Origin of the sequence: Dermatobacter hominis (genome assembly GCF_020715685.1) — a bacterium.
GTDB classification, from domain to species: Bacteria; Actinomycetota; Acidimicrobiia; order Acidimicrobiales; family Microtrichaceae; genus Dermatobacter; species Dermatobacter hominis.
The window spans coordinates 3,688,447-3,711,572 of record NZ_CP085840.1; the positions used below are offsets into that span (position 1 = coordinate 3,688,447).

The 23,126-nt window shown below is 73.4% G+C and carries 20 protein-coding genes; 11 read left to right on the plus strand and 9 right to left on the minus strand.

Translation table 11 applies throughout. The annotated features are described in order from the left end of the window. Positions 1 to 96: 96 nt before the first annotated feature. The 7 genes from LH044_RS17230 to LH044_RS17260 form a co-directional block, all read right to left on the minus strand. On the minus strand, positions 97 to 819 hold the full coding sequence (locus LH044_RS17230; RefSeq protein ID WP_227756826.1) for an ABC transporter ATP-binding protein: 723 nt from the start codon (positions 817 to 819) through the stop codon (positions 97 to 99). Continuing rightward, positions 816 to 1,589: an ABC transporter ATP-binding protein gene (locus LH044_RS17235; protein ID WP_227756827.1), complete on the minus strand. Its 774-nt coding sequence runs from the start codon at positions 1,587 to 1,589 to the stop codon at positions 816 to 818. The genes LH044_RS17230 and LH044_RS17235 overlap by 4 nt, the downstream gene beginning before the upstream one ends. Then, positions 1,586 to 3,676 carry an ABC transporter permease gene (locus LH044_RS17240; RefSeq protein ID WP_227756828.1) on the minus strand — a complete coding sequence of 697 codons (2,091 nt, stop codon included), beginning with the start codon at positions 3,674 to 3,676 and terminating at the stop codon, positions 1,586 to 1,588. The genes LH044_RS17235 and LH044_RS17240 overlap by 4 nt, the downstream gene beginning before the upstream one ends. 10 nt (positions 3,677 to 3,686) lie before the next feature. Further along, positions 3,687 to 5,003, minus strand: coding sequence for an ABC transporter substrate-binding protein (locus LH044_RS17245; protein ID WP_227756829.1), 1,317 nt, complete (start codon positions 5,001 to 5,003; stop codon positions 3,687 to 3,689). A gap of 172 nt (positions 5,004 to 5,175) precedes the next feature. Then, positions 5,176 to 6,327: an RNA polymerase sigma factor gene (locus LH044_RS17250; protein WP_227756830.1), complete on the minus strand. Its 1,152-nt coding sequence runs from the start codon at positions 6,325 to 6,327 to the stop codon at positions 5,176 to 5,178. 3 nt (positions 6,328 to 6,330) lie between these two features. Beyond that, a complete protein-coding gene (locus tag LH044_RS17255) occupies positions 6,331 to 6,738 on the minus strand; it encodes a YciI family protein (RefSeq protein WP_227756831.1) in 408 nt (135 codons plus the stop codon). Positions 6,739 to 6,843: 105 nt separating this feature from the next. Further along, entirely contained in the window at positions 6,844 to 7,353 is a 510-nt protein-coding gene (locus LH044_RS17260; RefSeq protein WP_227756832.1) for a MarR family winged helix-turn-helix transcriptional regulator, read from the minus strand. A 103-nt stretch (positions 7,354 to 7,456) separates the two neighbouring features. Between LH044_RS17260 and icmF the strand changes: the two genes are divergently transcribed. The 5 genes from icmF to LH044_RS17285 all read left to right on the plus strand — a co-directional run bounded on the left by icmF (position 7,457) and on the right by LH044_RS17285 (position 15,296). Then, positions 7,457 to 10,657: a fused isobutyryl-CoA mutase/GTPase IcmF gene (gene icmF, locus LH044_RS17265; RefSeq protein WP_227756833.1), complete on the plus strand. Its 3,201-nt coding sequence runs from the start codon at positions 7,457 to 7,459 to the stop codon at positions 10,655 to 10,657. A 137-nt stretch (positions 10,658 to 10,794) separates the two neighbouring features. Beyond that, the gene (locus tag LH044_RS17270; protein WP_227756834.1) at positions 10,795 to 12,033 is read left to right on the plus strand and encodes a lipase family protein; all 1,239 of its coding nucleotides are present in this window, start codon (positions 10,795 to 10,797) and stop codon (positions 12,031 to 12,033) included. Positions 12,034 to 12,188: 155 nt separating this feature from the next. Beyond that, positions 12,189 to 14,183 carry a fibronectin type III domain-containing protein gene (locus LH044_RS17275; RefSeq protein WP_227756835.1) on the plus strand — a complete coding sequence of 665 codons (1,995 nt, stop codon included), beginning with the start codon at positions 12,189 to 12,191 and terminating at the stop codon, positions 14,181 to 14,183. Then, positions 14,180 to 14,824 carry a TetR/AcrR family transcriptional regulator gene (locus LH044_RS17280; protein ID WP_227756836.1) on the plus strand — a complete coding sequence of 215 codons (645 nt, stop codon included), beginning with the start codon at positions 14,180 to 14,182 and terminating at the stop codon, positions 14,822 to 14,824. The genes LH044_RS17275 and LH044_RS17280 overlap by 4 nt, the downstream gene beginning before the upstream one ends. Before the next feature lie 100 nt (positions 14,825 to 14,924). Beyond that, positions 14,925 to 15,296, plus strand: coding sequence for an MmcQ/YjbR family DNA-binding protein (locus LH044_RS17285; protein ID WP_227756837.1), 372 nt, complete (start codon positions 14,925 to 14,927; stop codon positions 15,294 to 15,296). A gap of 19 nt (positions 15,297 to 15,315) precedes the next feature. On the opposite strand, the gene LH044_RS17290 is transcribed toward LH044_RS17285, so the two are convergent. Further along, positions 15,316 to 15,888, minus strand: a complete 573-nt coding sequence (locus LH044_RS17290) for a TIGR03086 family metal-binding protein (protein ID WP_227756838.1) — start codon at positions 15,886 to 15,888, stop codon at positions 15,316 to 15,318. A 150-nt stretch (positions 15,889 to 16,038) separates the two neighbouring features. Between LH044_RS17290 and LH044_RS17295 the strand changes: the two genes are divergently transcribed. Both LH044_RS17295 and LH044_RS17300 read left to right on the plus strand, forming a co-directional pair. Then, positions 16,039 to 16,767, plus strand: a complete 729-nt coding sequence (locus tag LH044_RS17295; protein ID WP_227756839.1) for an alpha/beta fold hydrolase — start codon at positions 16,039 to 16,041, stop codon at positions 16,765 to 16,767. Positions 16,768 to 16,807: 40 nt separating this feature from the next. Then, positions 16,808 to 17,755, plus strand: a complete 948-nt coding sequence (locus tag LH044_RS17300) for an SDR family NAD(P)-dependent oxidoreductase (protein WP_227756840.1) — start codon at positions 16,808 to 16,810, stop codon at positions 17,753 to 17,755. 3 nt (positions 17,756 to 17,758) lie between these two features. On the opposite strand, the gene LH044_RS17305 is transcribed toward LH044_RS17300, so the two are convergent. Beyond that, on the minus strand, positions 17,759 to 20,632 hold the full coding sequence (locus LH044_RS17305; RefSeq protein ID WP_227756841.1) for a SpoIIE family protein phosphatase: 2,874 nt from the start codon (positions 20,630 to 20,632) through the stop codon (positions 17,759 to 17,761). A gap of 105 nt (positions 20,633 to 20,737) precedes the next feature. On the opposite strand from LH044_RS17305, the gene LH044_RS17310 reads away from it, so the two are divergent. Genes LH044_RS17310 through LH044_RS17325 form a run of 4 tightly spaced genes read left to right on the plus strand, consistent with a single transcriptional unit; the run spans position 20,738 to position 23,105 of the window. After that, a complete protein-coding gene (locus LH044_RS17310; RefSeq protein WP_227756842.1) occupies positions 20,738 to 20,947 on the plus strand; it encodes a hypothetical protein in 210 nt (69 codons plus the stop codon). Positions 20,948 to 20,987: 40 nt separating this feature from the next. After that, positions 20,988 to 22,130, plus strand: coding sequence for a ubiquinone biosynthesis protein COQ4 (locus LH044_RS17315; RefSeq protein ID WP_227756843.1), 1,143 nt, complete (start codon positions 20,988 to 20,990; stop codon positions 22,128 to 22,130). Beyond that, positions 22,127 to 22,471 carry a hypothetical protein gene (locus tag LH044_RS17320; protein WP_227756844.1) on the plus strand — a complete coding sequence of 115 codons (345 nt, stop codon included), beginning with the start codon at positions 22,127 to 22,129 and terminating at the stop codon, positions 22,469 to 22,471. Before LH044_RS17315 ends, LH044_RS17320 begins: the two co-directional genes overlap by 4 nt. Before the next feature lie 10 nt (positions 22,472 to 22,481). Then, positions 22,482 to 23,105 carry a pyridoxamine 5'-phosphate oxidase family protein gene (locus LH044_RS17325; protein ID WP_227756845.1) on the plus strand — a complete coding sequence of 208 codons (624 nt, stop codon included), beginning with the start codon at positions 22,482 to 22,484 and terminating at the stop codon, positions 23,103 to 23,105. The last annotated feature ends 21 nt before the right edge of the window (positions 23,106 to 23,126 follow it).

The following is a 23,126-nucleotide window of genomic DNA, read 5'->3' on the forward strand; positions in this document are numbered from 1 at the left end:
CGCGCCCCGGCCCGCGACCGCCCGGCCCGAGATCGCCCCGGCCAGCTCTGTTCCACCATTTCGACGCTGGAGCGTCGAAATGGTGGAACAGAGCGGTCAGGGGGTGCCGTCGTGCTGGAAGATGCGCGTGGCGACCCGGTCGGCCGCCTCGGCCGGCGGGCCCTCCCAGGCGATTGCGCCGTGGTCGAGCAGGACGGCGTGGTCGCAGAGGTCGAGCGCGTGCGACACCTGCTGCTCGATGATGAGCAGCGCCGTCCCCGCCTCGCGCAGCTTCGCCAGCTGGGCGTAGACCATGTCGACGACGAGCGGGGCCAGGCCGAGCGAGAGCTCGTCGGCGATGAGCAGCGCCGGCGACTCGACGAGCACCCTGGCCATCGACAGCATCCGCTGCTCGCCGCCCGACAGCTGGCCGGCGAGCTGGGTCCGCCGCCGCCCGAGGACCGGGAACTGCTCGTAGGCGGAGTCGAGCGCGCCGGCGACCCCCGAGGCGCCGAAGCGGCGCCGGAACGAGAGGCGGAGGTTGTCCTCGACCGACAGCGACGCGAAGACCGAGCTGCCCTCGACCGCGTGGGCGATGCCCGCCTCGGCGAACCGGTAGGGCGGCGCACCGGTGAGGTCCTCGCCGTCGACGAGCACGGCGCCGAGCTCGGGGCGGATGAGGCCGCTCGCGACGCGGGCCACCGTGGTCTTGCCGACGCCGTTGGCGCCGAGGAGCGCCACCGCCTTCCCCGGTTCGACGACCAGCGACACGTCGAAGAGCGCGTGGAACGGGCCGTAGCCCGCCGACACCTCGTGGAGCTCCAGGATCGGCGCGGTCACGTGAGCCCCGCTCCCGTGCCGAGGTACGCCCGGCGCACCGCCGGCTCGTCGAGCACCTGGCGGGTCGGTCCGTGGGCGATCACGCTGCCGAAGTCGAGGATGTAGCAGCGGTCGGTGAAGTTGGCGACGAGCTCGACGTCGTGCTCCACCAGCAGGATCGAGAACCCCTGCTCGGCCTGGACGCCCCGGAGCGTGGCGGCGAGCTCCCGGGTCTCGGTCCGGTCGAGCCCCGACGAGGGCTCGTCGAGGAGGAGTAGCCGTGGCCGCGTCATCAGGGCCCGCCCGACCTCGACGAGGCGGCCCTGGCCGAGGCTGAGCTGCTCGATCGGCTCGTCGGCCAGCTCCCGCAGCCCCAGCATGGCCAGGACCTCGTCGCACGCCTCGATCTCGGCCCGGGTCGGGCCCCCGAGGCCGATCAGGTCCTTCCAGAGCCGGCCGGTGCCCTCCCTCGTCCGCTCCGCGATCAGCAGGTGCTCCCGGACGGTCGAGCCGCTGAAGAGCTCGATCCGCTGGAAGGTGCGGCCGATGCCGCGCCGGGCCCGCTCGTGCGCCGGCAGCGACGCGACGTCCTCGCCCTCGAACAGCACGGTGCCGCTGTCGACGCCGAGCACGCCGAGGATGCAGTTGAACAGCGTGGTCTTGCCGGCGCCGTTCGGACCGATCAGCCCGACCCGCTCGTGCTCGCGGACCTCGAGGTCCACCTTCGACAGCGCGGTGATCCCGGAGTAGCTCTTGCTCAGCTCGCGGGTCTCGAGCACGTTCGTCGTCATGCGACCGGCTCCTTGGCGGCGCTGGCGGCGGGGGACGTGGCGGCGGTCGGGCCGGGGGGTGCGCCGGATCGCCGGCCGAGCCAGCGCTCGACGCGGGCGTGCGCCTTCCGCTTCCCGTTCTCGATGAGGCCCTCGGGGTGGCGGGCGAAGGTCAGGGTGGTGAGGCCGAACAGGACGTAGCGCCACTTGGGGGAGATCGGGAACACGTCGGGGACGAGCTCCTGGCTGCGGAGCACCCACGCCACCAGGACGCCGCTGAAGATGAGCCGGTCCATCAGCGAGAAGCCGGCGCCGGCGTAGCTCGCGCCCTCGACGGTCCGGGCGCCGAGCGACACGACCAGCACGATCCAGAACAGGGCGGCGAACGGCGAGAAGTTCGCGGCGTAGTTCACGTTGCGCTGCTGGATCGACAGCATGGCGCCGCCCAGGCCGGCGAGGAACCCGGACAGGGCGAACGCGATGACCTTCGCCCGGGTCGGCGAGATGCCGATCGAGATCGAGGCGACCTCGCTGCCGCGGAGCGCCTGCAGCGTCCGGCCGATCGTGCCGGACCGCAGCTGCTTGACCGCGTACGCGCAGAGCCCGAACACGACGAGCGCCAGCACGAGGAAGGCGCGGTCGTCGGACAGGTTCCAGGGCCCGATGATCGGCCGCGGGACCCGGGTGCCCTCCATGAGGGAGGTGTCGCCCCCGCCCACGAACGGGAGCCGGACGACCACGGCGTCGAAGAACGCGGCGAACGCGAGCGTGGCGATCGCGACCCACACCGCGCCGAGCCGGACCAGCGGGACGGCGAGGATGCCGCTGACGAGCGCGGCGACCAGCGCGCCGGCGAGCGCGGCGAGGATGGCCGGGACGTCAAAGTGGTCGGCGAGCTGGAAGACGACGAACCCGCCGATCGCCGCGAACGCGCCCTGGCCGAGCGACACCAGGCCCGCGTAACCGGTGAGCACGGTGATCGACAGGAAGATCGTCGCCATGATCACGGCCTGGGTGACGAGGAACAGCCAAGAGGTGTCGGCCTGGGTGAACACGGCGAGGCCGACGACGATGAAGAACGCGGCGCCGAACGCGAACGTGATGCGGGTCAGCAGGGGGCTGCGGGTGAGCGCCGCCGGTGCCGGCGGGGGCGGGTCGACGCCCGACAGCGGGTCGTGGTGGTCGAGCCCCGACCGCAGCGCGGGCCACAGCGTGACCAGCCCGAAGAGGACGACGAACGGCATCGCCGGGGTGAGGTTCTCCTGGATGGCGTTGAGCCACGGGGTGTCGTCGGAGATGTCGGGCAGGAAGGTGTTGACGACCGAGATCAGCACGCCGAGCGCGAGGCCGCCGATCAGCGCCCACGGCAGGCTGACGAGCTTGCCGATGGCCGCCGCGGCCACGGCCACGACGACGAGGCTGAAGAAGTCGGGGGCGGCGAGCGTGTTGAAGCGGGGTGCGATCAGCACGCCGGCGAGGCCGGCGAACGTGCTCGACAGCGCCCAGCTGAACGCCGAGACCCGGGCGGAGCGGATGCCGTTGAGCTCGGTCATGCGCGGGCTCTCGACGACCGCGCGCATCTCGAGGCCGATCGCGGTGTAGCGGAACAGGGCCGCCAGCCCCGCTGCGCTCGCCACCGCGAAGGCCATGGCCGTCAGCTCGTCGCGGCTGAACGGGTACAGGCCGAACGGGTCGTAGAACACGGACGCGCCGCCGGCCACCAGCCCCTCGGGCGTCCGCCCGGCCACCGGTTCGAAGCCGACCACGAGCTCGAACAGCGCGGGGATCGCGACCGACAGGCCGATCGCGATGACGAGCTTGGCCAGCGTCGAGCCGGGCGGCAGCCGGCGGAAGATGAAGTGCTCGAGCACGAGCCCGATCGCCGGGGCCACGACGAGGACGGCCAGCACGAACGCCGGGAGGCTCGACCAGCCCCACTCGTTGCGGGCCTGGAAGAACAGCGCCGCCGACACGTAGGCCTGCGCGCCGAACGCCAGGTTGAACACCCCCGACGTCTTGTAGGCCAGCACGAAGCCGATGGCGATCAGGCCGTAGACGGATCCGGGCGGCAGGCCCTGCAGCACGCCCCGGGCCAGGTCGGTGATCATCGTCGTGCCCTCACTCGAAGTCGGTCGGGACGGGGTCGTCGGTGTCGGCGTCGGGGGCCCAGCAGAGCCACGGCTCGTCCGGCGACCCGAAGGGCACGAACGCGTTCTTGTCGACCTTGACGAGCGCGGTGCACCCGGGCCCGTCGGGCAGCGGCTGCGCCTCGGTGTACGGGGTGTGGGCCTGGGTCCAGTCGACGGGGCTGAGCAGCCCGCCGGCGGTCCAGTCGTCGAACGAGTTCGTGGCGGCGGTGACCCGCTCGCGGTCGAACTCCGGGCCGGCGGCGAGCAGGCCGTCGTAGGCGAGCGATGCGTTCAGCCAGCCGACCATCGCGAGCTCGCTCGGCTCGCTGCCCTGCTTCTTCATCCACTTCTCGAAGTCGGCGAGCGCGGTGCCCTTCGCCGTCGTCTGGAACGGTCGGAACTGCACCTGGACCACGTCGCCGTCGAAGAGGCCGCCGGACTCGGCGATGTAGGTCTGGTCGTAGCTGTTGGGGTGGAAGAGCACGACGTCGTCCATGCCCTGGCGTCGCAGCTCGGCGGCCAGCGTCTTCATGCCGTTCAGGTCGATGCAGGTCGAGATGAAGTCGACGCCGGCCGCCTTCATGGCGGTGACCTGGGGGCCGATCCCGTTGGGCAGCCCGTAGTCGAGGTCGTCGTTCGTGTAGGCGAGCTCCACGCCCGACTGCGGTTCGTAGCGCTCGAACGCCCGGGCGACCGTGTCGGCGCACACCCGGGAGTTCTCGCTGATGCCGTACCCGACGCTCGCCGCCTTGGTGGCACCGACCTGCTCCGCCACGTACGGGACGTTCGGGCGGGCGCAGTCGGCGCAGCGCACGACCGTGCTGGGGAAGTTGTGGGGGCGGTTGGCCGAGTCCGATGCGTGGATGCCCCACGTGTAGGTGGGGACGCCTGCCTGGTCGAGGTCGCCCCAGCCGCTCGGCAGCAGCGTGGCGTCGAAAACGCCGAAGGCGTCGCCTTTCGAGATGACGTCGAGCGAGCGCTGCTGGTTCTGGCCGAGCTCGTCGTCGATCACCTCGCCGATCACGAGGTCGCGGCCGTAGATGCCGCCCTGGCTGTTCCGGTAGGCGAAGTAGGCCTCGATGCCCTCGACGTAGCAGTCGAGGATGCAGATGCCGAGGGGGTTGCCGGTCTTGGTGCCGATGACCGTGTAGCGGATCTCGTCGTCGGTCACGCCGGGGACGTCGGGCCTCGCCACGGCCTCGTGGCGTGTCTCCTCGGTGCCGGACGCGACCTCGTCCTTCGGGATGGACGTCGTGGTCGCACCGGATGTGGTCTCCCAGGCGTTGCCGCACGCGGACGCGAGCACGCCCAGCACCAGGGTTGCGGCGAGTACCAGTCGCCGGCGTCGGACCACGTGTTCCCCCCGATCGCCCCCGCCACCAAAAAGGTGACGCAAGTGTTCGATGGGGAGACAGTACCGCGATGCGGTCGCGGCGGGGCGGGCAATCGCGGGCCACTCGACGGGCCGACCGGTCGGGTCAGGTGCGGTGCTGCAGCAGCTGGTTCACCCGCGCCGCCTGGCGAACCTGGTGGTCGCGCTCGGCCACCGTGGGCGCCCGGTGGGCGGCCTCGGCGTAGAGCCGGGCCGCCAGCTCGAGGTCGCCGTTGCGCTCGTGCAGGTGCGCGGCGACCGCGTCCCTACGGGGGACGCCGTCGCCGACGGCCTCGAGCGCGGCCAGGCCGGCGGGCGCACCGTCGGCCTCACCGATCGCCACCGCACGGTTCAGCCGGACGATCGGGGTGTCGGTGAACCGGAGCAGCTCGTCGTACCACTCCACGATCTGCACCCAGTCGGTCTCCTCGACGCGGCGGGCGTCGGCGTGGAGGGCCGCGATGGCGGCCTGGGCCTGGTACTGGCCGAGCCGGTCGCGCGCCAGCGCCGCCTGGAGGACGTCGACGCCCTCGGCGATGAGCGTCGTGTCCCACCGCGCCCGGTCCTGCTCGGCGAGCGGGACGATGCTGCCGTCGGGACGGGTGCGGCTGGCACGGCGGGCGTGGTGGAGCAGCATGAGGGCCAGCAGTCCCTGGACCTCGGGGTCGTCCGCGAGCGTGGCGAGCTGCCGGGTGAGCCGGATCGCCTCGGCGGCGAGGTCGACGTCGCCGGAGTAGCCCTCGTTGAACACGAGGTACAGCACCCGCATCACCGTGCCGACGTCGCCGGGGCGGTCGATGCCCGCCGCGCCCACGGTCCGCTTGGCCCGGCTGATGCGCTGGGCCATCGTCGCCTCGGGCACCAGGTACGCCTGCGCGATCTGGCGGGTGGTGAGCCCGCCCACGGCCCGCAGCGTCAGGGCGACCGCCGACGACGACGTCAGGTCGGGGTGGGCGCACAGGAAGTAGAGCCGCAGGGTGTCGTCCGAGGACGGGCCGGGCCCGGCAGGCGGCTGCGCGTCGACGCGCTCCTCCCGGTCGCGGCGGGACCGCTCCGACCGGGCGATGTCGAGGAACACCCGCCACGCCACCGTGACCAGCCAGGCCTGCGGGTCGGCCGGCGGCTCGTCGCCCCAGGCGGAGATCGCCCGGATCAGCGCCTCCTGGACGGCGTCCTCGGCCGTCGCGAAGTCAGCACCGCGACGGACGAGGACGCCCAGCACCCGGGGGACGAGCTCGCGCAGCTCGACGTCGTCCACCGGCTAGTCCGTGACGGTGGAGGGGTGGGCCAGGAACGGCCGGACCTCGAGCCACTCGTGGATGGGCTGCCCACCGGCTCCCGGCGCCGACGAGAGCTGCCCCGCGAGCTCGATCGCGCGGTCGTAGCTGTCGACGTCGATGATCATCCACCCGGCGATCAGGTCCTTGGTCTCCGCGAACGGACCGTCGGTCACCGGCGGTCGGCCCTCGCCGTCGGAGCGGACCCAGACGCCGTCGGGTGCCAGGGCCTGCCCGTCGACGAACTCGCCGCTGCGCTCCAGCTCGGAGGCGAAGTCGTTCATGAAGCGGATGTGCGCATCCACCTCGTCGGGCGTCCACCGGTCCATCGGCACGTCGTTCACCGCCGCGGGGGCGCCTCGGTAGTGCTTGAGCAACAGGTACTTGGCCATCGTGTCCTCCTGGTCGTCGCGTCGGCCGTTCCGGCCGATCCACCCCTGGGACGGATCAGGCGACGGGATCTCGACATCCTGGCGGAAGGTCCTCGGGCGGACCGCTCAGGCGAAGTCGCCCGACGCCTTGCGCAGGCGTCGGAGGATGCGGAACAGCGCGTCGAGGTCGCGGCGGCTCCAGCCGAGGTCGCTGAAGACCTGCTCGTTGAGCGTGCGGGTCGCCCGCCGGGCGGTGCGCCGCCCGCCGGCCGTGATCGTGGCGAGCGTGGTGCGGCGGTCACCCGGGTGCGCGATCCGCTCCACCAGTCCGTCGGCCTCCAGCCGGTCCACCGCGTTCGTGACGCTCGCGGGGTGGACCTGGAGGCGGGCGCCGATCTTGCCGAGCGGGAGCGAGCCGTTCCGGCTGAAGTCGAGCAGCACCAGGAGCTCGTAGCGGGCGAACGTGAGGCCGAGGGGCTTGAGCTGGGCGTCGACCCGGGCCATCAGGATCTGCTCGACGCGGATGATCGACGTGAGGGCCGCCATCCCGTCGGCGGCCTCGTCCCACCCGTGGTCGACCCACTGCCGGTGAGCCTCCTCGATGGGGTCGAACGGGAGGGCACCGGAACCCGACATGGCCGGGAGGCTACCCGTGTGACGGTTGACCTCCCGCCGTGCCGGAAATACCCTTTGATGTCCAAACAGTTCGGTGGACGTCCGACCAGATCGAGGGCCTCGCATGCCTGCACCCGAGTTGCACCGACCCGTCAACCCGGTGCGGTTCGTCACCGCCGCCAGCCTCTTCGACGGCCACGACGCGTCCATCAACATCATGCGGCGCATCCTGCAGAGCCAGGGTGCCGAGGTCGTCCACCTCGGCCACAACCGGTCCGTCGACGAGGTCGTCCGGGCCGCGGTGGCGGAGGACGTGCAGGGCATCGCGCTCAGCTCCTACCAGGGCGGCCACGTCGAGTACTTCCGCTATCTCATCGACCGCCTGGCCGAGAGCGGCGCCGCCCACGTCAGGGTGTACGGCGGTGGGGGCGGCGTCATCGTCCCCGACGAGATCCGCCAGCTGCACGAGCACGGGGTGGCCCGCATCTTCTCGCCCGAGGACGGCCAGCGGATGGGCCTCGCCGGCATGGTCAACCTGATGATCGCCGAGTGCGACGTCGACCTGGCGACGGCCGACGTCGCCGTCGCCGAGGTGCTGGGCGGGTCGGTTCGCGACCTCGCCCGCACGATCACGTCGCTCGAGGCGGGCGTCGTCCCCGAGGACGTCCGGGACGAGCTGCGCCGCGTCCGCTCGTCGCGCGAGGTCCCGGTGCTCGGCATCACCGGCACCGGGGGGTCGGGCAAGTCGTCGCTGACCGACGAGCTGGTCCGCCGGATCCGGCTCGACCAGGGCGGCAAGGTGAAGCTGGCGATCGTCGCGATCGACCCCACCCGTCGCCGGGGCGGGGGCGCCCTGCTCGGCGACCGGATCCGCATGAACTCGATCGACTCGCCCGAGATCTACTTCCGGTCGCTCGCCACCCGCTCGACCACGAGCGAGGTGCCCGACTGCCTCGACGACGTCATCGCCGCCTGCACCGCCTGGGGCGCGGACCTCGTGATCGTGGAGACGCCCGGCATCGGCCAGGGCGACGCCGGCATCGTGGGCCACTCCGACGTCTCGCTCTACGTCATGACCTCCGAGTTCGGCGCGTCGTCGCAGCTCGAGAAGATCGACATGCTCGACTTCGCCGACGTCGTCGCCATCAACAAGTTCGAGCGGCCCGGGTCCGAGGACGCGATGCGCGACGTCGCCCGCCAGCTGGTGCGCAACCGCGAGGCGTTCGACCGCTCGCCCGACGACATGCCGGTGTTCGGCACGATCGCCTCGCGCTTCAACGACGACGGCGTCACCGCGCTGTACCACCACCTCCGGGCGGAGCTCGCCGGGCACGGCCTGCGGCTCCCCGACGGCGACCTCGCGCCCGTCGAGGGCCGGACCTCGTCGACGCGCACCGAGATCGTGCCGCGCACCCGCACGCGCTACCTCGCCGAGATCGCCGAGACCGTGCGCGCCTACCACGACGACACCGCGGCGCAGGCGGCCGTGGCCCGCCGCATCCAGCACCTCGAGGCGACGGCCGAGCTGCTCGACGGCGCCGGCGACCCGACCCGCGACGTCGAGCGGCTGGCCGACGCCGCCCGCGAGGACCTCGAGCCCGCGAACCGCCGGCTGCTCGACGACTGGCCGGCCCGGGCGGCCGAGCTCTCCGGTCCCGACCGGCCGGCGCGGACGTCGCTGTCCGGCCTGCAGGTCCCCAAGCTGTCACTGCCCCGCTTCGCCGACCGGGGCGACCTGCTGCGGTGGCTGCGGTCCGAGAACCTCCCCGGCCACTTCCCGTTCACGGCCGGCGTCTTCCCGCTGAAGCGCGAGGGCGAGGACCCCGCCCGGATGTTCGCCGGCGAGGGCGGCCCGGCCCGGACCAACAGGCGGTTCCACCTCCTCTCCGAGGGCCAGCCCGCGACCCGGCTGTCGACGGCGTTCGACTCGGTGACCCTCTACGGCTTCGACCCGGCGGAGCGCCCCGACGTCTACGGCAAGATCGGCACCTCCGGCGTGTCGATCGCCTCGCTCGACGACATGAAGGTCCTGTACTCCGGCTTCGACCTCTGCGATCCGACGACCTCGGTGTCCATGACGATCAACGGCCCCGCGCCGGCGATCCTGGCCATGTTCCTCAACACGGCCATCGACCAGCGCCTCGACCGCTTCGTCGAGGAGGAGGGCCGGGCACCGACCGAGGCGGAGGCCGCCGAGCTCCGGTCGTGGGTGCTGTCGAACGTCCGCGGCACCGTCCAGGCCGACATCCTCAAGGAGGACCAGGGCCAGAACACGTGCATCTTCTCGACGGAGTTCTCGCTCGGGGTCATGGCCGACATCGCCGAGTGGTTCGTCGCCGAGCGCGTGCGGAGCTTCTACTCGGTGTCGATCTCCGGCTACCACATCGCCGAGGCCGGCGCGAACCCGATCAGCCAGCTCGCGTTCACCCTCGCCAACGGGTTCACCTACGTCGAGTCGTACCTGGCCCGGGGGCTCGACGTGGACGACTTCGCCCCGAACCTCAGCTTCTTCTTCTCGAACGGCATGGACCCCGAGTACTCCGTGCTCGGCCGCGTCGCCCGGCGCATCTGGGCGGTCGCCATGCGGGACCGCTACGGCGCGAACGAGCGGTCCCAGAAGCTGAAGTACCACGTGCAGACCTCGGGCCGGTCGCTGCACGCCCAGGAGATGGCCTTCAACGACATCCGCACGACGCTGCAGGCGCTGTGCGCGATCTACGACAACGCCAACAGCCTGCACACCAACGCCTACGACGAGGCGGTGACCACGCCGACCGCCGAGTCGGTGCGCCGGGCGCTCGCGATCCAGCTGATCATCAACCGCGAGTGGGGCCTCGCGATGAACGAGAACCCGCTGCAGGGCAGCTTCGTCATCGAGGAGCTCACCGAGCTCGTGGAGTCGGCGGTGCTCGCCGAGCTGGACGCGATCAGCTCGCGGGGCGGCGTGCTCGGTGCGATGGAGACCGGCTACCAGCGAGGACGGATCCAGGACGAGTCGATCCTGTACGAGCAGCGCAAGCACGACGGGACGCTCCCGATCGTCGGCGTCAACACCTTCCTCAACCCGGACGAGCCGGCCGAGCGCTCCGACATGGAGCTCGCCCGGTCGACCGACGACGAGAAGCGGGACCAGATCGAGCGGGTGCGCGACTTCCAGCGTCGCCACGCCGAGGACCGCGCCGCCGCGCTCGATCGCCTCAGGGCGGCCGCGCTCGCCGGCGACAACCTCTTCGACGTCCTGATGGACACCGTCCGGCACTGCACGCTCGGCGAGATCACCGACGCGCTGTTCGAGGTCGGCGGCAAGTACCGGCGCACCGTCTGAGGCGGGCCGTCCCGGGCCCCGTCGCCCGTCCCTCGGTCGCGGGCGGTCCCGTCGGGCGGCCGCCCGACTTGACCGCCGCCGCCGACCGGCTTTCACTGGCGCTCGCTGGTGGGAGCGCCCCGGGGGGAGTGGTCGCGATGTCGAGGTCAGGTCCGGTCCGACGGTGGTCCGCGGCGGTCGCCGCGCTCGTCGCGCTCGGCGTGGTGGCGGCCTGCGCGCCGCCCCCGCCGGACGCCGGCTTCTCGGACCCGCCCGCAGACCTCTCCGTCGAGCGCCCGGGCCAGGTGATCCGGTCGCGACCGTGGACCTACAGCACCGACGCCACCACCCAGGCCGGCGTCCCCGGGATCCGTGCCACGCAGGTCCTGTACCGGTCGACCGACGCGCTCGGCGCACCGATCGCGGTGTCGGGGACCGTGCTCGTCCCCGAGCGGCCGTGGACCGGCCCGGGGCCCCGACCGCTCGTCAGCTACGCCGTCGGCACCCACGGCGTCAGCGACGACTGCGCGCCCTCCAAGCTGATGGCCCAGGGCCTCGAGTACGAGAGCGGCACGATCCAGCGGCTGCTCGACCTCGGATGGGCCGTCGCGGTCACCGACATGGAAGGGCTCGGCACGCCCGGCCTGCACACCTACGTCGTCGGTCGCTCCGAGGGCCACGCCGTGCTCGACATGGCCCGGGCCGCACTGGCCCTGCCGGCGACCGGCGTCCCGCCCGACGCCCCCGTCGGGATCATGGGCTACTCCCAGGGCGGCGGGTCCGCGGCCTGGGCGGCGGAGCTGGCGCCGACGTACGCGCCCGAGCTGCACCTGGTCGGGGTCGCGGCCGGCGGGACGGTGGCCGACCCGCTCGCGATCGCCCGGGCCGACGAGGGCACGCCGTGGATCGGCCTCGTGCTGCTCACCGCCCTCGGCTTCGACGCCGCCTACCCCGAGCTGGACCTCGACTCGTACCTGAACGAGACCGGCCGGGCCATGGCGGAGGACGGCCGACGGTTCTGCATCATGTCGCTCGCCGGCATCGCGACGCTGGTGGACGCGGCGGGCACCTCCACCGGCGACTACGTCACCGACGTGAACCCGCTCGACACGCCGGCCTGGCAGCAGCGCCTGCGCGAGAACACGCTGGGCGGCGCCGCGCCCTCGGTGCCGGTGCTCATGCAGCACGGCTACTGGGACGGCACGGTTCCGTACCCCCAGGCCGAGCAGCTCCGGGCCACGTGGTGCGCGGCCGGCGCCGACGTCACCTGGCGCACCCTGTTCGGGGAGCACGTGCTCGGCTTCGTGCTGGCGGCCGAGCCGGCGGTCGCGTTCCTGGCCGACCGGTTCGCCGGCCGGCCCGCGCCCGACGGGTGCTCGGAGCCGCGCCCGGGCTGAACCGCCCGCGACCGGCCCGCCCACCCGCACGATCCGGCCGAGTCGCCCATATGTGGAGCGACCGCGCGCCTGTCGTCGGATGTCCGATCGGACATCTGCCGAACGTCGTTCGGGTTGTGAGTAAAGTTCCTAACACCGGTGCCGACGATGAGGTCATGACCGTCGCACCCCGCCTCCGGCGCCACCTCCGCACGCTGTCCGTGGCCGTCGCCGCCACCGCGATCGGGGCGGCCGGCGCCCTCGCCGGCCCGCCGGCCCCCGTCGCCGGGGCGGCGCCCGCCAACACGTTCGCCGTGACGTCGAACGCGGACGACGGCTCCGCCGGCACCCTGCGATGGGCCATGGCGCAGGCCAACAGCTCGCCGGGCGAGGACCTCATCACGGTCGGCGCCGTCGGCACGATCGCCCTCACCTCGCAGCTGCCCGCCACCACCGAGGCGGTCACGATCCGTGGTGCCGGCGTGGACGACGTCACGATCGACGGCGGCGGGTCCCGCGTCTTCTGGCTGGCCACGAGCATGGGCTCGGGCGTGTCGCTCACCGTGGAGTCGATGACGCTGACCGACGCGGCGAACGCCGAGGGCGGCCTGGTCTTCAACAGCCGGGGCACGGTGGTCCTCGACGGCGTCAGGATCACCGGCAACCCCGGCGCCCCCGCCATCTTCAGCAAGGAGGCGGGCAGCACCCTCACACTGCGGAACTCGGTGGTGACCGCGAACACCGGCATCGTGCTCGGTGCGGACCACGGCAACACGCCGAACACGACGACCGTCGACACGGGCTACCAGAACCGGACCTACGTGTCCGACACGGTCTTCAGCGGCAATACCGGCGGCTGCGTGGTCAGCACCCAGCGGTTCCTCTCGGTCACCGGGTCCACGGTCGTCGACAACGCCGGCAGCGGCCTGTGCGTGCAGGGACTGAACCGGAGCTACATCCGCTCGACGACGATCGCCCGCAACGGCGGGACCGGCCTGTCCTTCTCGAGCTACGGCAACTCCGCCGTGTTCCAGAACGCCATCGTCGTCGACGACGTGGAGGTCTACGACAACGGCGGCAACGGCGTCTACGCCCGGTTCCAGGCCAACGTCGGCGGCTGGATCGACCGCCCGACCGACGAGCTGCAGATCACCGGGTCCACGATCTTCGGCAACGCCGGGGACCTGGCGGGACAGATCGGTCCGACCAACCTCGGCGCCGGGAACCTGATCAGCATCCCGCGGCCGCCCCGCGCGGTGACGGGCACCGCCGCCGACGGCGGGGTCGACGTGTCGTGGTCGGCGCCCACCTCCGACAGCGGCTCGCCGGTCACGTCGTACACCGTGACCGCCGACCCCGGCCCGGCCACCTGCACCTCGGCGACGACGACGTGCACGGTCACCGGCCTCACCAACGGCGCGACCTACACCTTCACCGTCGTGGCCACGAACGCCAACGGCGACAGCTGGGCCTCGACGAGCAGCGCGCCCGTGACCCCGGTGCCGGCGACCACGACCACCAGCACGACGACCACCACCAGCACGACCACCACGAGCACGACCACGACCAGCACGACCACGACCAGCACGACGCCGTCGACCACGACCTCCTCGACGACGGTGCCCTCCACCTCGGTGCCGACCACCGTGCCGGCCTCGACCACGAGCTCGGTGCCCGCGCCCACGACGCCGCCGGCCCCGTCGGCGACGTCGGTCCCGGCCAGCCCGGCGCCCAGCGCGGCGACCCTGGCGGCGCTGCCGATGGGCCTGGCGGTGCCGTCGCCGCTGATCCCGGGCCAGACGATCACGCTCACCGGGACCGGGTTCGCCGCGGGCGAGCAGGTGCAGGTGTACCTGATGTCGGACCCGGTGCTCCTCACGACCGTCGAGGCGTCAGCCACCGGTGTGGCCTCCGCCACGGTGACCATCCCCGCGTCGACCCCGGCCGGGGATCACCATCTCTACATGTTCGGGTCGAGCAGCCAGCGGGGCGTCGGCGGCGCCACCGCGGTCGTCGCCGACGAGTCTGCGGGGCCGTCCGGGGCGTCGGCTGCTGCTGCGCCCGCTGCGCTCGCCCTCACCGGCGGATCGCCGTGGGAGCTGGTGGCCCTGGGCCTCGGGCTCGTGGCGGTCGGCGTCTCCATGCGGGTCCGGCGGGTCGGCGCCCGGTGACGACGGCCGGGACCGACGAGGGCGCCGATGCCGTCACGCGCGTCGTCGCCGCCGACCACCCGGTGGCCCGGCGCCTGATCGACGCCACGATCGCCGTCATCGACGAGCGGGGTGAGACCGCGGTCCGGGTCCAGGACGTGGTCGCAGAGGCCGGCGTCCAGGTGCCCGTGCTGTACCGCCACTTCGGCAACCGCGAGGGCCTCGTGCAGGCCGCGCAGCTGTCCCGCCTGTTCCGCGACCTCGACGCGGAGATGGCGGTGGTCGAGCGGGCCATCCGGTCCTCCGAGGGCCCCGACGAGCTGCGAGCGACGTTCGACCGCCTCATGCAGCGCGTGATGGAGCCGGAGCGCCGCCAGCTCCGGTGGCGGCGGGTGAGCGTCCTCGGGAGCACGTGGGGCCGGCCGGAGCTCAGCGCCGCGGTCAGCGTGGCGATGCGGGGCTCGATGTCCCGGCTCGCCGATGCGCTCAGGGAGCCGTGCGAGCGCGGCTGGCTCCGCGACGGCTTCGATCCCGACGCCTTCAGCGACTGGTTCGCCGGCGCCGCGCTGAGCCGCTTCGCCGCCGAGCTGCACCCCGGGCCGGTCGACGAGGCGTTCGACCGGATGTGGTGCGACGCGGTCCGCTACGTGCTGTTCGGCTGACGGCCCGTCCGGGCACGATCGGCTGCGGCCGCAGCCCGGTACGCGACCGGCGTGGGCGGTACGGTCGGGGACCGATCCGATGTGGTCGACGGGAGGGGCGATGGGCAACATGCGGCGGCTCGAGCAGGTCGTCGACCGTCTCCCGGAGGCGGTGCGGGTGGACGTCGAGGCGTGGGGCGGCGAGCCCACCTTCCGGGTCCGGAACAAGAACTTCGTGTTCTCCGACGCGGACGCGACGCGGATCAGCGTGAAGCTGCCGAAGGACGAGGCGGAGGCCGTCGTCGTGACCGACGAGACGGCGGAGCCGACCGGTTACGGCCTCGGGCGCCACGGTTGGGTCTCGGTCGGCATCCCGGAGGGCGCCGACGACGAGCGGTGGCGCGAGGTCGAGGAGTGGGTGCGCACGTCGTACGCGCTCGTCGCCCCGAAGACGCTGGCCCGGCAGGTCCTCGCGGAGGACGAGCGCCGCTGACGACGTCGGCCCGACGGGGTCAGGCCGGTCGCCAGGCCGGATCGCGCCCGGTGAGCCCGAGGAGGCGGTCGAATCCGTCGGCGCCGTCGCCCACGTCGACGACCGGGCCGAACAGCTTCCCGTCCCGAGGGGCCTCGAAGGAGCTGACGAAGGCGGTGGCGCCACGGACGTCGTCCTCGGACGGCCGGTACGGGTGCCCGGTCGCGACCGCCAGGTCCCAGCCGTGGACGACGAGCTCGTCGAGCGCCACGAGCGCGGTGACCTCGGCCGGCATCTCGATGCCGCCGGCCCAGGTCGTCCCCTCCCACGCGGCGGGGTCCTGCCACGCGTCGGCGAGCGCCCGGAGGTCGTCCGCGACGCGTGCCCGCCACCCGGGCTCCAGGCGGGCGCCATCGGGCGGGGGCGGCGGCGTCGAGCGATCGCCCACGTCCTTCTCGGCCGCCTCCCGGAAGCGGACGGCGAACGTGCCGACGTGGTCGACGAGGTCGCCGACGCTCGAGTCGGGGCACGGGGTCGGCAGGGCGAGCTGGTCGTCCGCGACGGAGCTCACCACGTCGACCATGCGGTCGACGGCGGGGCGGAGATCGATCATGGCCGTACGGACGTGCCGACGCCCGCGAAGTCATCGCCGCGCCGGCGCGACCGGGCGATCGTTCACCCGCCGTTCACGACCGGCGCGGCGCCGTCGTCGTAGGGTCGCGCCGGGGAGGCGGCGCCCGCCGCCTCCGGAGAAGGAGGCGACATGCCGACGCCCACGATCGTCCTCGTCCACGGCGCCTGGGCCGACGGGTCCAGCTGGAACCCCGTGTCGGTCGAGCTGCAGAGCCGGGGCTTCGAGGTGCTGACCCCGCCCAACCTCCTCCACGGCGTGGCCGGGGACGCGGCCTACATCGCCTCGTTCCTCGAGCAGCGGACGTCCGGACCCGTCGTGCTCGTCGGCCACTCCTACGGCGGTGTGGTCATCACGAACGCCGGCACCGGCGGGGGCGACGTGAAGGCGCTCGTGTACGTCAACGCCTTCATCCCCGACGTCGGCGAGACCGTGTTCGACATCCTGGGCGGGTCGGGCTCGGCGCTCGACGTCCCCGATCCGACCGCTGTGCTCGACCTCGCCGGCTACCCGGGCGCGCCCGAGGGCGACGTCGAGGCGTTCCTGAAGCCGTCGACCGTGCACGAGGCGTTCGCCCAGGACCTCTCCGAGGCCGACCGGTTGCTGATCGTCGCCAGCCAGCGGCCCATCGCCCTCGGCGCGAACATCGGGCCGACCGAGACGGCCGCGTGGCAGTCGATCCCGAGCTGGGCGGTGGTCGGCACCGCGGACCGCGTCATCCCGGCCGACACCCAGCGGCGCATGGCCGAGCGGGCCGGGTCCACGGTGACCGAGGTCGACGCCTCGCACGTCTCGATGGTGTCGCACCCCCAGGTCGCGGTCGACGCGATCGTCGCGGCGGCGGAGTCGGTCGCGGGCTGATCCCACGGCACCGGGTCGGGTGGCTCGGGGAGGGCCGGACGTGACCGGAGCGATCCGCTTCGACGGGGAGGTCGCGGTCGTGACCGGAGCCGGGGGCGGGCTCGGCCGGGCGTACGCGCTCGCCCTCGCGGACCGTGGCGCCGCCGTGCTGTGCAACGACCTCGTCGCCGACGCCGCCGCCTCGACCGCAGCGGCGATCGGCGAGCGGGGCGGCCGGGCCGTCGCCGAGGCGAGCTCGGTGGCGACGCCCGAGGGCGGCGCGGCGATCGTGGACGCGGCGCTCGACGCGTTCGGGGCGATCGACGTGCTGGTGAACAACGCCGGCCAGCTCCGCAACGCGCCCTTCGCCGAGGCGGAGCCCGACGAGGTCGACGCGCTCATCGCCACGCACCTCGGGGGCGCGTTCCACGTCACGCGACCGGCGTTCCGCCGCATGGCGGTCGCGGGGCACGGCCGCATCGTCTTCACGTCGTCGAGCGCCGTCTTCGGCAGCCCGTGGCAGGCCGGCTACGCGGCCGCCAAGGCGGGGATCATCGGCCTGGGCCACACGGTGGCGCTCGAGGGCGAGGCCCACGGCATCGCCGCGAACACCGTCCTGCCGATGGCGTTGACCGGCATCGCCGAGGACGGGCCGCCGCCGTTCCCACCGGACCTGATGAGGGAGACGGTCGCCGCGCTCGCGCCGCTCGCGCCCGAGATGACCGTCGACAACGTCACCCCGCTCGTGCTCTACCTGGCCAGCCGTGGCTGCACGCTGACGAGGCGGACCTTCTCGGTCGGCTGCGGCCACGTCGCCGAGGTGCTCCTCGGCGTCACGGAGGGCTGGTACGCCGACGGCGACGGACCGCTGTCGCCCGAGGGCGTCGCCGAGCACCTCGACGAGATCTGCGACCCGACCGGCTTCGCGGTGCCCGGCTCGATGCTCGACGGGGCCCGACTGATCGCGAGGGACCGACCCGACCCGGCACGCGGTCGCCGGGACCGGTAGGCGTCAGTCGACCCGGCGGACGACCACCACGGCCACGTCGTCGGTCGCCTCGGCCTCGGGCGACAGCGTGACGAGGGCGTCGGCGATCGACTCGACGTCACCCCGCAGGCGCAGGAACGCCTCGGCCACGCTGGCGATGCCGTCGTCGATCGGCGCCCGCCGCGACTCGACCAGCCCGTCGGTGAAGGACACCACGACGTCGCCGGGCTCGAACGGCACCGCCGACGCCGTCTGGTGATCGTCGGGCGGCATGCCGAGGGGCGGGTAGCGCGAGCCCTCGAGGACGCGCACGCCGGCATCGGTCCGCAGCAGCGCCGGCGGGTGCCCGGCCGACGTCAGCCGGAGGGTGCCGGCCCGCGGATCGATCTCGATGCACAGCGCGGTGCCCCGGAACGCGGTCGGCTCCTCGTCGCTGACGAGCGGGTGCAGCGTCGGGAAGAGGTCGTCGAACGGCACGCCGGTCCGGATGAGGGTGGCGATGGTCGTCCGGAAGCGTGCCATCTCGATCGCGGCGTCGACGCCGTGGCCCACGACGTCGCCGACCACCGCGATCGTCCTGCCGTCCTCGAGCGCGATGAACTCGTACCAGTCGCCGCCCATGCGGAGGTTGGACAGCGCCGGCTGGTAGCGGCCGGCGCACTCCACGCCGACGAGGCCGGGCGGCATGCGCACCAGCTGCTCGGTCATGCCGGACACCAGTTCGTGCTCGAGCTCGGACCGTTGCGTCCGCTCGAGCGTGGCGCCGCACAGGTCGGCGACGGTGGCCAGCAGCGCTCGCGTGGCCGGGTCCCGGTCGGCGCGGTCGGGCCACGCCACGGCGATCGCGCCGATGGCGGGATCTCGCCCGGTGAGCAGCGGGACCGCCCAGAGGGCGCCGACGTCGAGCGCCTCGATCTCGGGGACGAGCCCCGGGTAGCGCCGCCGGAACTCGTCCCGGTCGTCGATGAGCACCTCGCGGCCGGTCCGGATCACGTCGACCAGCGGGATCTCGGCCTCGAGCGGCAGGTCCCGGAACCGGGCCGAGTCGGCGCCCATCGACGGCGGGCGGACCACGTCGATCCGGCCGTGCTGGTTGCGGACCGCGAGCCGGGCGAGCGATGCGCCGAGCACCGCCGGGAGCGTCTCGTCGACCGCCAACCCGACGTCGGTGCCCGTCGTCGCCTCGGCGAGCCGGCCGGCGAGCTCGGACATGCCGCTCGACGTCGAGTACAGGACGGCGCGCTCGAGCGCGCCGCGGGCCAGCTCGGCGAGCGTGGCCAGCGCGGCCTCGTCGACGGCCGACACGATGGGCCGCGCCCAGCCGACGCCGATCGCGGCCATGACCCGTCCTCGGATCACGATCGGCAGCACGACCGCCGCCTCGATGCCCGCCCAGCGCGGCGCGTCGGCGATCTCGGGGTAGCGCTCCTCGAACTCCTGGCGGGACCCGATCGTGGTGCGCTCGCCGGTGCGGACGGCGTCGTTGATCGGGCCCTTCGCGTCGATCGGGATCTCGAGCGGCTCGGCGCGGGTGGTGGGGTCGTAGAACCGCAGCGTCCGGTTGGCCGCGTCCACGACCGCCATGTTCGAGGTGCGGGCGTCGGCCAGCCGCCAGCCGTGCTCGGCGATGATGCCGCCCACGTCCTCGACCGTCGGCGCGCCCGCGAGGTCGGCGCTCAGCTCGGCCAGGGCGGTCGACGTCTCGTAGAGGCGACCGCGCCGGATGGCCTCGGTGGCGAGCGAGCCGAGGGTGTCGAACCGGCTGCGCACCGTCGCGTCCACCTCGGTCGGCGTACGCCAGTGGACGACGAGACCGCCGAGGACGCGCCCCGAGCCGTCCACGAGCGGCGCCGCCAGCGTCGTGGCGACGAGGCCGGGTGCGACCGCGGCGAGCAGCGGCACGTCGTCGAAGCTGCGCTGGTCGGGACCGCTGCCGAAGACGAGCGTCGTCCGGTCGCGGATCGCCACGGCGAGCGGGTAGCCGCCGTCCATGGGGAGCAGGTCCGGGGGGCCGACGGCCTCCTCGAACGCCTCGTCGCACGCGATGCGCAGCTCGCCGGTGCGGTCGACGACGCCCACCGTGGCGTAGTCGGCCCCGAGCGCCTGGGCAGCACCCCGCGCCACCACGTCGACGAGCCGGTCGACCGTGTCGGTCCGGTTGACCTCGGCGGACAGGGTGGCGAGCTCGCCGATCCAGCGCCGCTCGAGCACCGCCGCCAGCTCGCGCGCCGCACGCTCCGCCTCGGCCTCGCGCCGCTGGCGACCCCAGCGGCGCTGGTTGAGCGACGACAGCACGCCGTAGACGACGGCGAAGGCGGCGACGAGGCCGGCGACGACCAGCAGCACGTCGGCCGATCGCGAGATCGACGCCAGGCGCTCACGGTTGACCGTCTGGATGCGCTCGCCGAGCTGCCGCTGCGCGCTGCGGAGCTGGTCGAGGCGCTCCGCCCCGAGGCCCGTCCGCTCGATCTCGAACGCCTCGAGCAGGTCGCCCGACCGGATCGCCTCGATCTCCGGATCGGCGACCTCCCGCCGCCAGCTCGCCAGGCGCTCGCGCACGAGCTCGATGTCGGCGTCGCTGCCCGGCTCGTCGGCGAGCTCCCGCTCGAGCTTGTCCAGGATGTCGTCGGCCGCGTCCCGCGCCTCGGCGTGCTGGTCCAGGAAGGCGCCGTCGCCCTGGAAGGCGTAGCGCCGGACCGAGATGTCCTGGGTCGAGAGCGCGGTGTCCAGGTCCGACGAGGCGGTGGTGAGCTGCCGCAGCGCGTCGGTCTGGCGGGAGGCGTCGGCCCGCATCCCCAGCGAGGCGACGAGGACGATCGTGCTCACGGCCAGCAGCGCCACGACCGACAGCGTGGTGAGGACGAAGACACGGCGGCGGACATCGTCGACGGCCTCCACGCACCCACCTTACGGGCACGATCCCCCGGTTGCCTCGGGAGCGGCCGGGACGTTCCGGTTCCGGGCGGCCGTTCCGTAGGCGACCTACCAGAAGGACGCGCCGCTGTGCTGGTCGGTGGCGCGGGCGAGGCGTGCGGGCTGACCGACCTCGACACCGGCAACCCGGTCACCGAGGTCGCTCCCGGTGCGGTCGCGAGCCTGCCCACGTCGGGCCCCGTCCCGTCGGGGACCTCGGTCGAGGTCTCGACCCAGGCAGGCGACCCCGTGTGGCAGCTCACGGCCGGCGATCGGGACGCGTCGACGTCGTCGAGGTGATCCTCGGCCTGCCCGTGCGGACGGCGGGCCTATGCTCCGCGTGACGGAACCTCGCGAGGAGGTCTCGGTGGGGGAGCAGCGCTCGGTCGCGCCGGACGTGGAGGAGTCGGGGGCCTCGTGCGACGAGGCGCGGCTGATCGCGCGGGCCGTCGCCACCGCGGTGGCGGCCGACGGCACGCCGTCCGAGTCGCAGGCCAGCCTGCTCCGGGCGGTGCACCGCTCGACGCGGGGCCTCGACGTCGACTTCTGCGCCCTGGAGCCGCTCGGTCCCGCGGAGCTCGCCGAGGCGCTGGCGGCCACGCCCCCCGACGTCCGCCACCGGATCGTCCACGACATGGTCCTCGGCGAGCTGATCCTCCGGCCGATCCCGCCCGAGGTGGCGCGCCGGGTCGGCGAGTACGCCGCGGCGCTCGGCGTCGACGACCGCTACGTGCGCGTCGCCCGCCGGTACGCGCAGGGCGCGTTCGGGCTGGCCTGGCTCGACCTGCGCCGGAGCGGGTTCGCGGAGCACTGGGAAGACGCCCGGATGGACCAGCTGAAGACGACGGTCCGGCTCGAGGACCAGCTGGCGGCCGGGGCCGAGGACTCGGCGCTCGCCGAGTGCTGGATGGGCTTCGCCGAGCTCGAGCCGGGCACGCTCGGGCGCAGCGTCTGGGACATGTACCGCACCCGCGGCTTCGGGCTGCCGGGCACCGTCGGCGGCGCATCGGCGTACCTGGCCCAGCACGACTTCGTCCACGTGCTCGCCGACTACGGGACGAACCTCAACGGGGAGCTCGAGGTCTTCGCGCTCATCGGCCGCGCCGATCCGGACCCCAAGGGCTTCTCGTGGCTGGCGACGCTGGTCGGGCTGTTCGGGACGGGCTACGTGGCCGACGCCGGGTTCTTCACCGGCAACCTCGAGGAGCGCCGCCTCGACAGCCCCGAGGTGCACGTGCGGCTGGCCGACGCGCTCCGTCGGGGCCAGGCGCTGTGCGACCGGCTCGGCGTCGACCTGCTCGAGGTGGACTTCCACGAGCGGTCTGCGACGGCGGTCGAGGACGTGCGCGCCGAGCTCGGCTTCGATGCCAAGGGCGAGGCTGCGCTCGCGGCGGGCTCGCCCGGGGCGTTCGACCCGGCCGGCATGTCGCCGATCCAGCGGCGCTACGCGGCGTCGCTCGACGGAGGAGGGATGGACGCATGAGGTTCACGCAGGGCATCAGGGTCCAGTGCGACGACCCGGAGGCGCTCGTGCGCCTCATCGCGGACTGGGACCGGGCGCAGGCCGCGACCGACGTCATGGGCTACATCGGGACGCGCCTGCTGGCCGACCGCGACGAGGAGGGGGCGTTCCTGATCATGGCCGACTTCGCCGAGGTCGACGGCGACCTGACCCCCGCCGAGGAGGCCGAGCGCAACAACCAGCGCGAGGAGACGGAGCGGTGGGCGCAGTCGCTGCGGCGCCTCATCGGCGGCGAGCCCGACTGGAGCCACTACGACGAGCTCTACCGGACCGGCATCACCGGCAACCTCCGCACCGGGTGAGGGTGCGACCGTGGGACAGGACTACCACGAGGCCCAGCGGGCCGTGCAGGACCGGTTCGACACCCGGCGGCTCGCCGACCGGCTGGACGAGGCGACGAGCTCGAGGATCAGCGACGAGCACCGGGCCTTCATCGAGGCCCGGGACATGTTCTTCCTCGCGACCGCGGACTCCGATGGCGTACCCCAGTGCTCGTACAAGGGCGGCGACCCGGGCTTCGTGCGCGTGCTCGACCCCGAGACGCTGACGTTCCCCGTCTACGACGGCAACGGGATGTTCCTGTCGGTGGGCAACATCCTCGTGAACCCCCATGTCGGGCTGCTGTTCATCGACCTGGCCGACGGGACCCGGCTCCGGGTGAACGGCGTCGCCACGGTCGACGGCGAGGACCTCGACGACGCGCCGCCCGGTGCGCAGCTGGTCGTGCGCGTGCAGGTGCGCGCCGTGTTCCCCAACTGCCGGCGCTACGTGCACCGCCGGGAGGTCGTCGAGCGGTCGCCGTTCGTACCGACGGGGGAGGGTGCGCCGCCCGTGCCCGACTGGAAGCGTGATCCGTGGTTCGACGGCACGCTGCCGCGCGACGACCCGGCGCGGGATCCGGACCACCCCTCGGCGCCGTCCATCCCGCAGTTCTGAGCCGACAGCGCGGGGCGCGGC

Excerpts from the sequence above, each read along its gene's own strand:
- LH044_RS17235 (WP_227756827.1), bottom strand. The coding sequence starts at position 1,589 with ATGACGACGAACGTGCTCGAGACCCGCGAGCTGAGCAAGAGCTACTCC.
- LH044_RS17240 (WP_227756828.1), bottom strand. The coding sequence starts at position 3,676 with ATGATCACCGACCTGGCCCGGGGCGTGCTGCAGGGCCTGCCGCCCGGA.
- LH044_RS17255 (WP_227756831.1), bottom strand. The coding sequence starts at position 6,738 with ATGGCCAAGTACCTGTTGCTCAAGCACTACCGAGGCGCCCCCGCGGCG.
- LH044_RS17260 (WP_227756832.1), bottom strand. The coding sequence starts at position 7,353 with ATGTCGGGTTCCGGTGCCCTCCCGTTCGACCCCATCGAGGAGGCTCAC.
- icmF (WP_227756833.1), top strand. The coding sequence starts at position 7,457 with ATGCCTGCACCCGAGTTGCACCGACCCGTCAACCCGGTGCGGTTCGTC.
- LH044_RS17270 (WP_227756834.1), top strand. The coding sequence starts at position 10,795 with ATGTCGAGGTCAGGTCCGGTCCGACGGTGGTCCGCGGCGGTCGCCGCG.
- LH044_RS17275 (WP_227756835.1), top strand. The coding sequence starts at position 12,189 with ATGACCGTCGCACCCCGCCTCCGGCGCCACCTCCGCACGCTGTCCGTG.
- LH044_RS17285 (WP_227756837.1), top strand. The coding sequence starts at position 14,925 with ATGGGCAACATGCGGCGGCTCGAGCAGGTCGTCGACCGTCTCCCGGAG.
- LH044_RS17290 (WP_227756838.1), bottom strand. The coding sequence starts at position 15,888 with ATGATCGATCTCCGCCCCGCCGTCGACCGCATGGTCGACGTGGTGAGC.
- LH044_RS17295 (WP_227756839.1), top strand. The coding sequence starts at position 16,039 with ATGCCGACGCCCACGATCGTCCTCGTCCACGGCGCCTGGGCCGACGGG.
- LH044_RS17320 (WP_227756844.1), top strand. The coding sequence starts at position 22,127 with ATGAGGTTCACGCAGGGCATCAGGGTCCAGTGCGACGACCCGGAGGCG.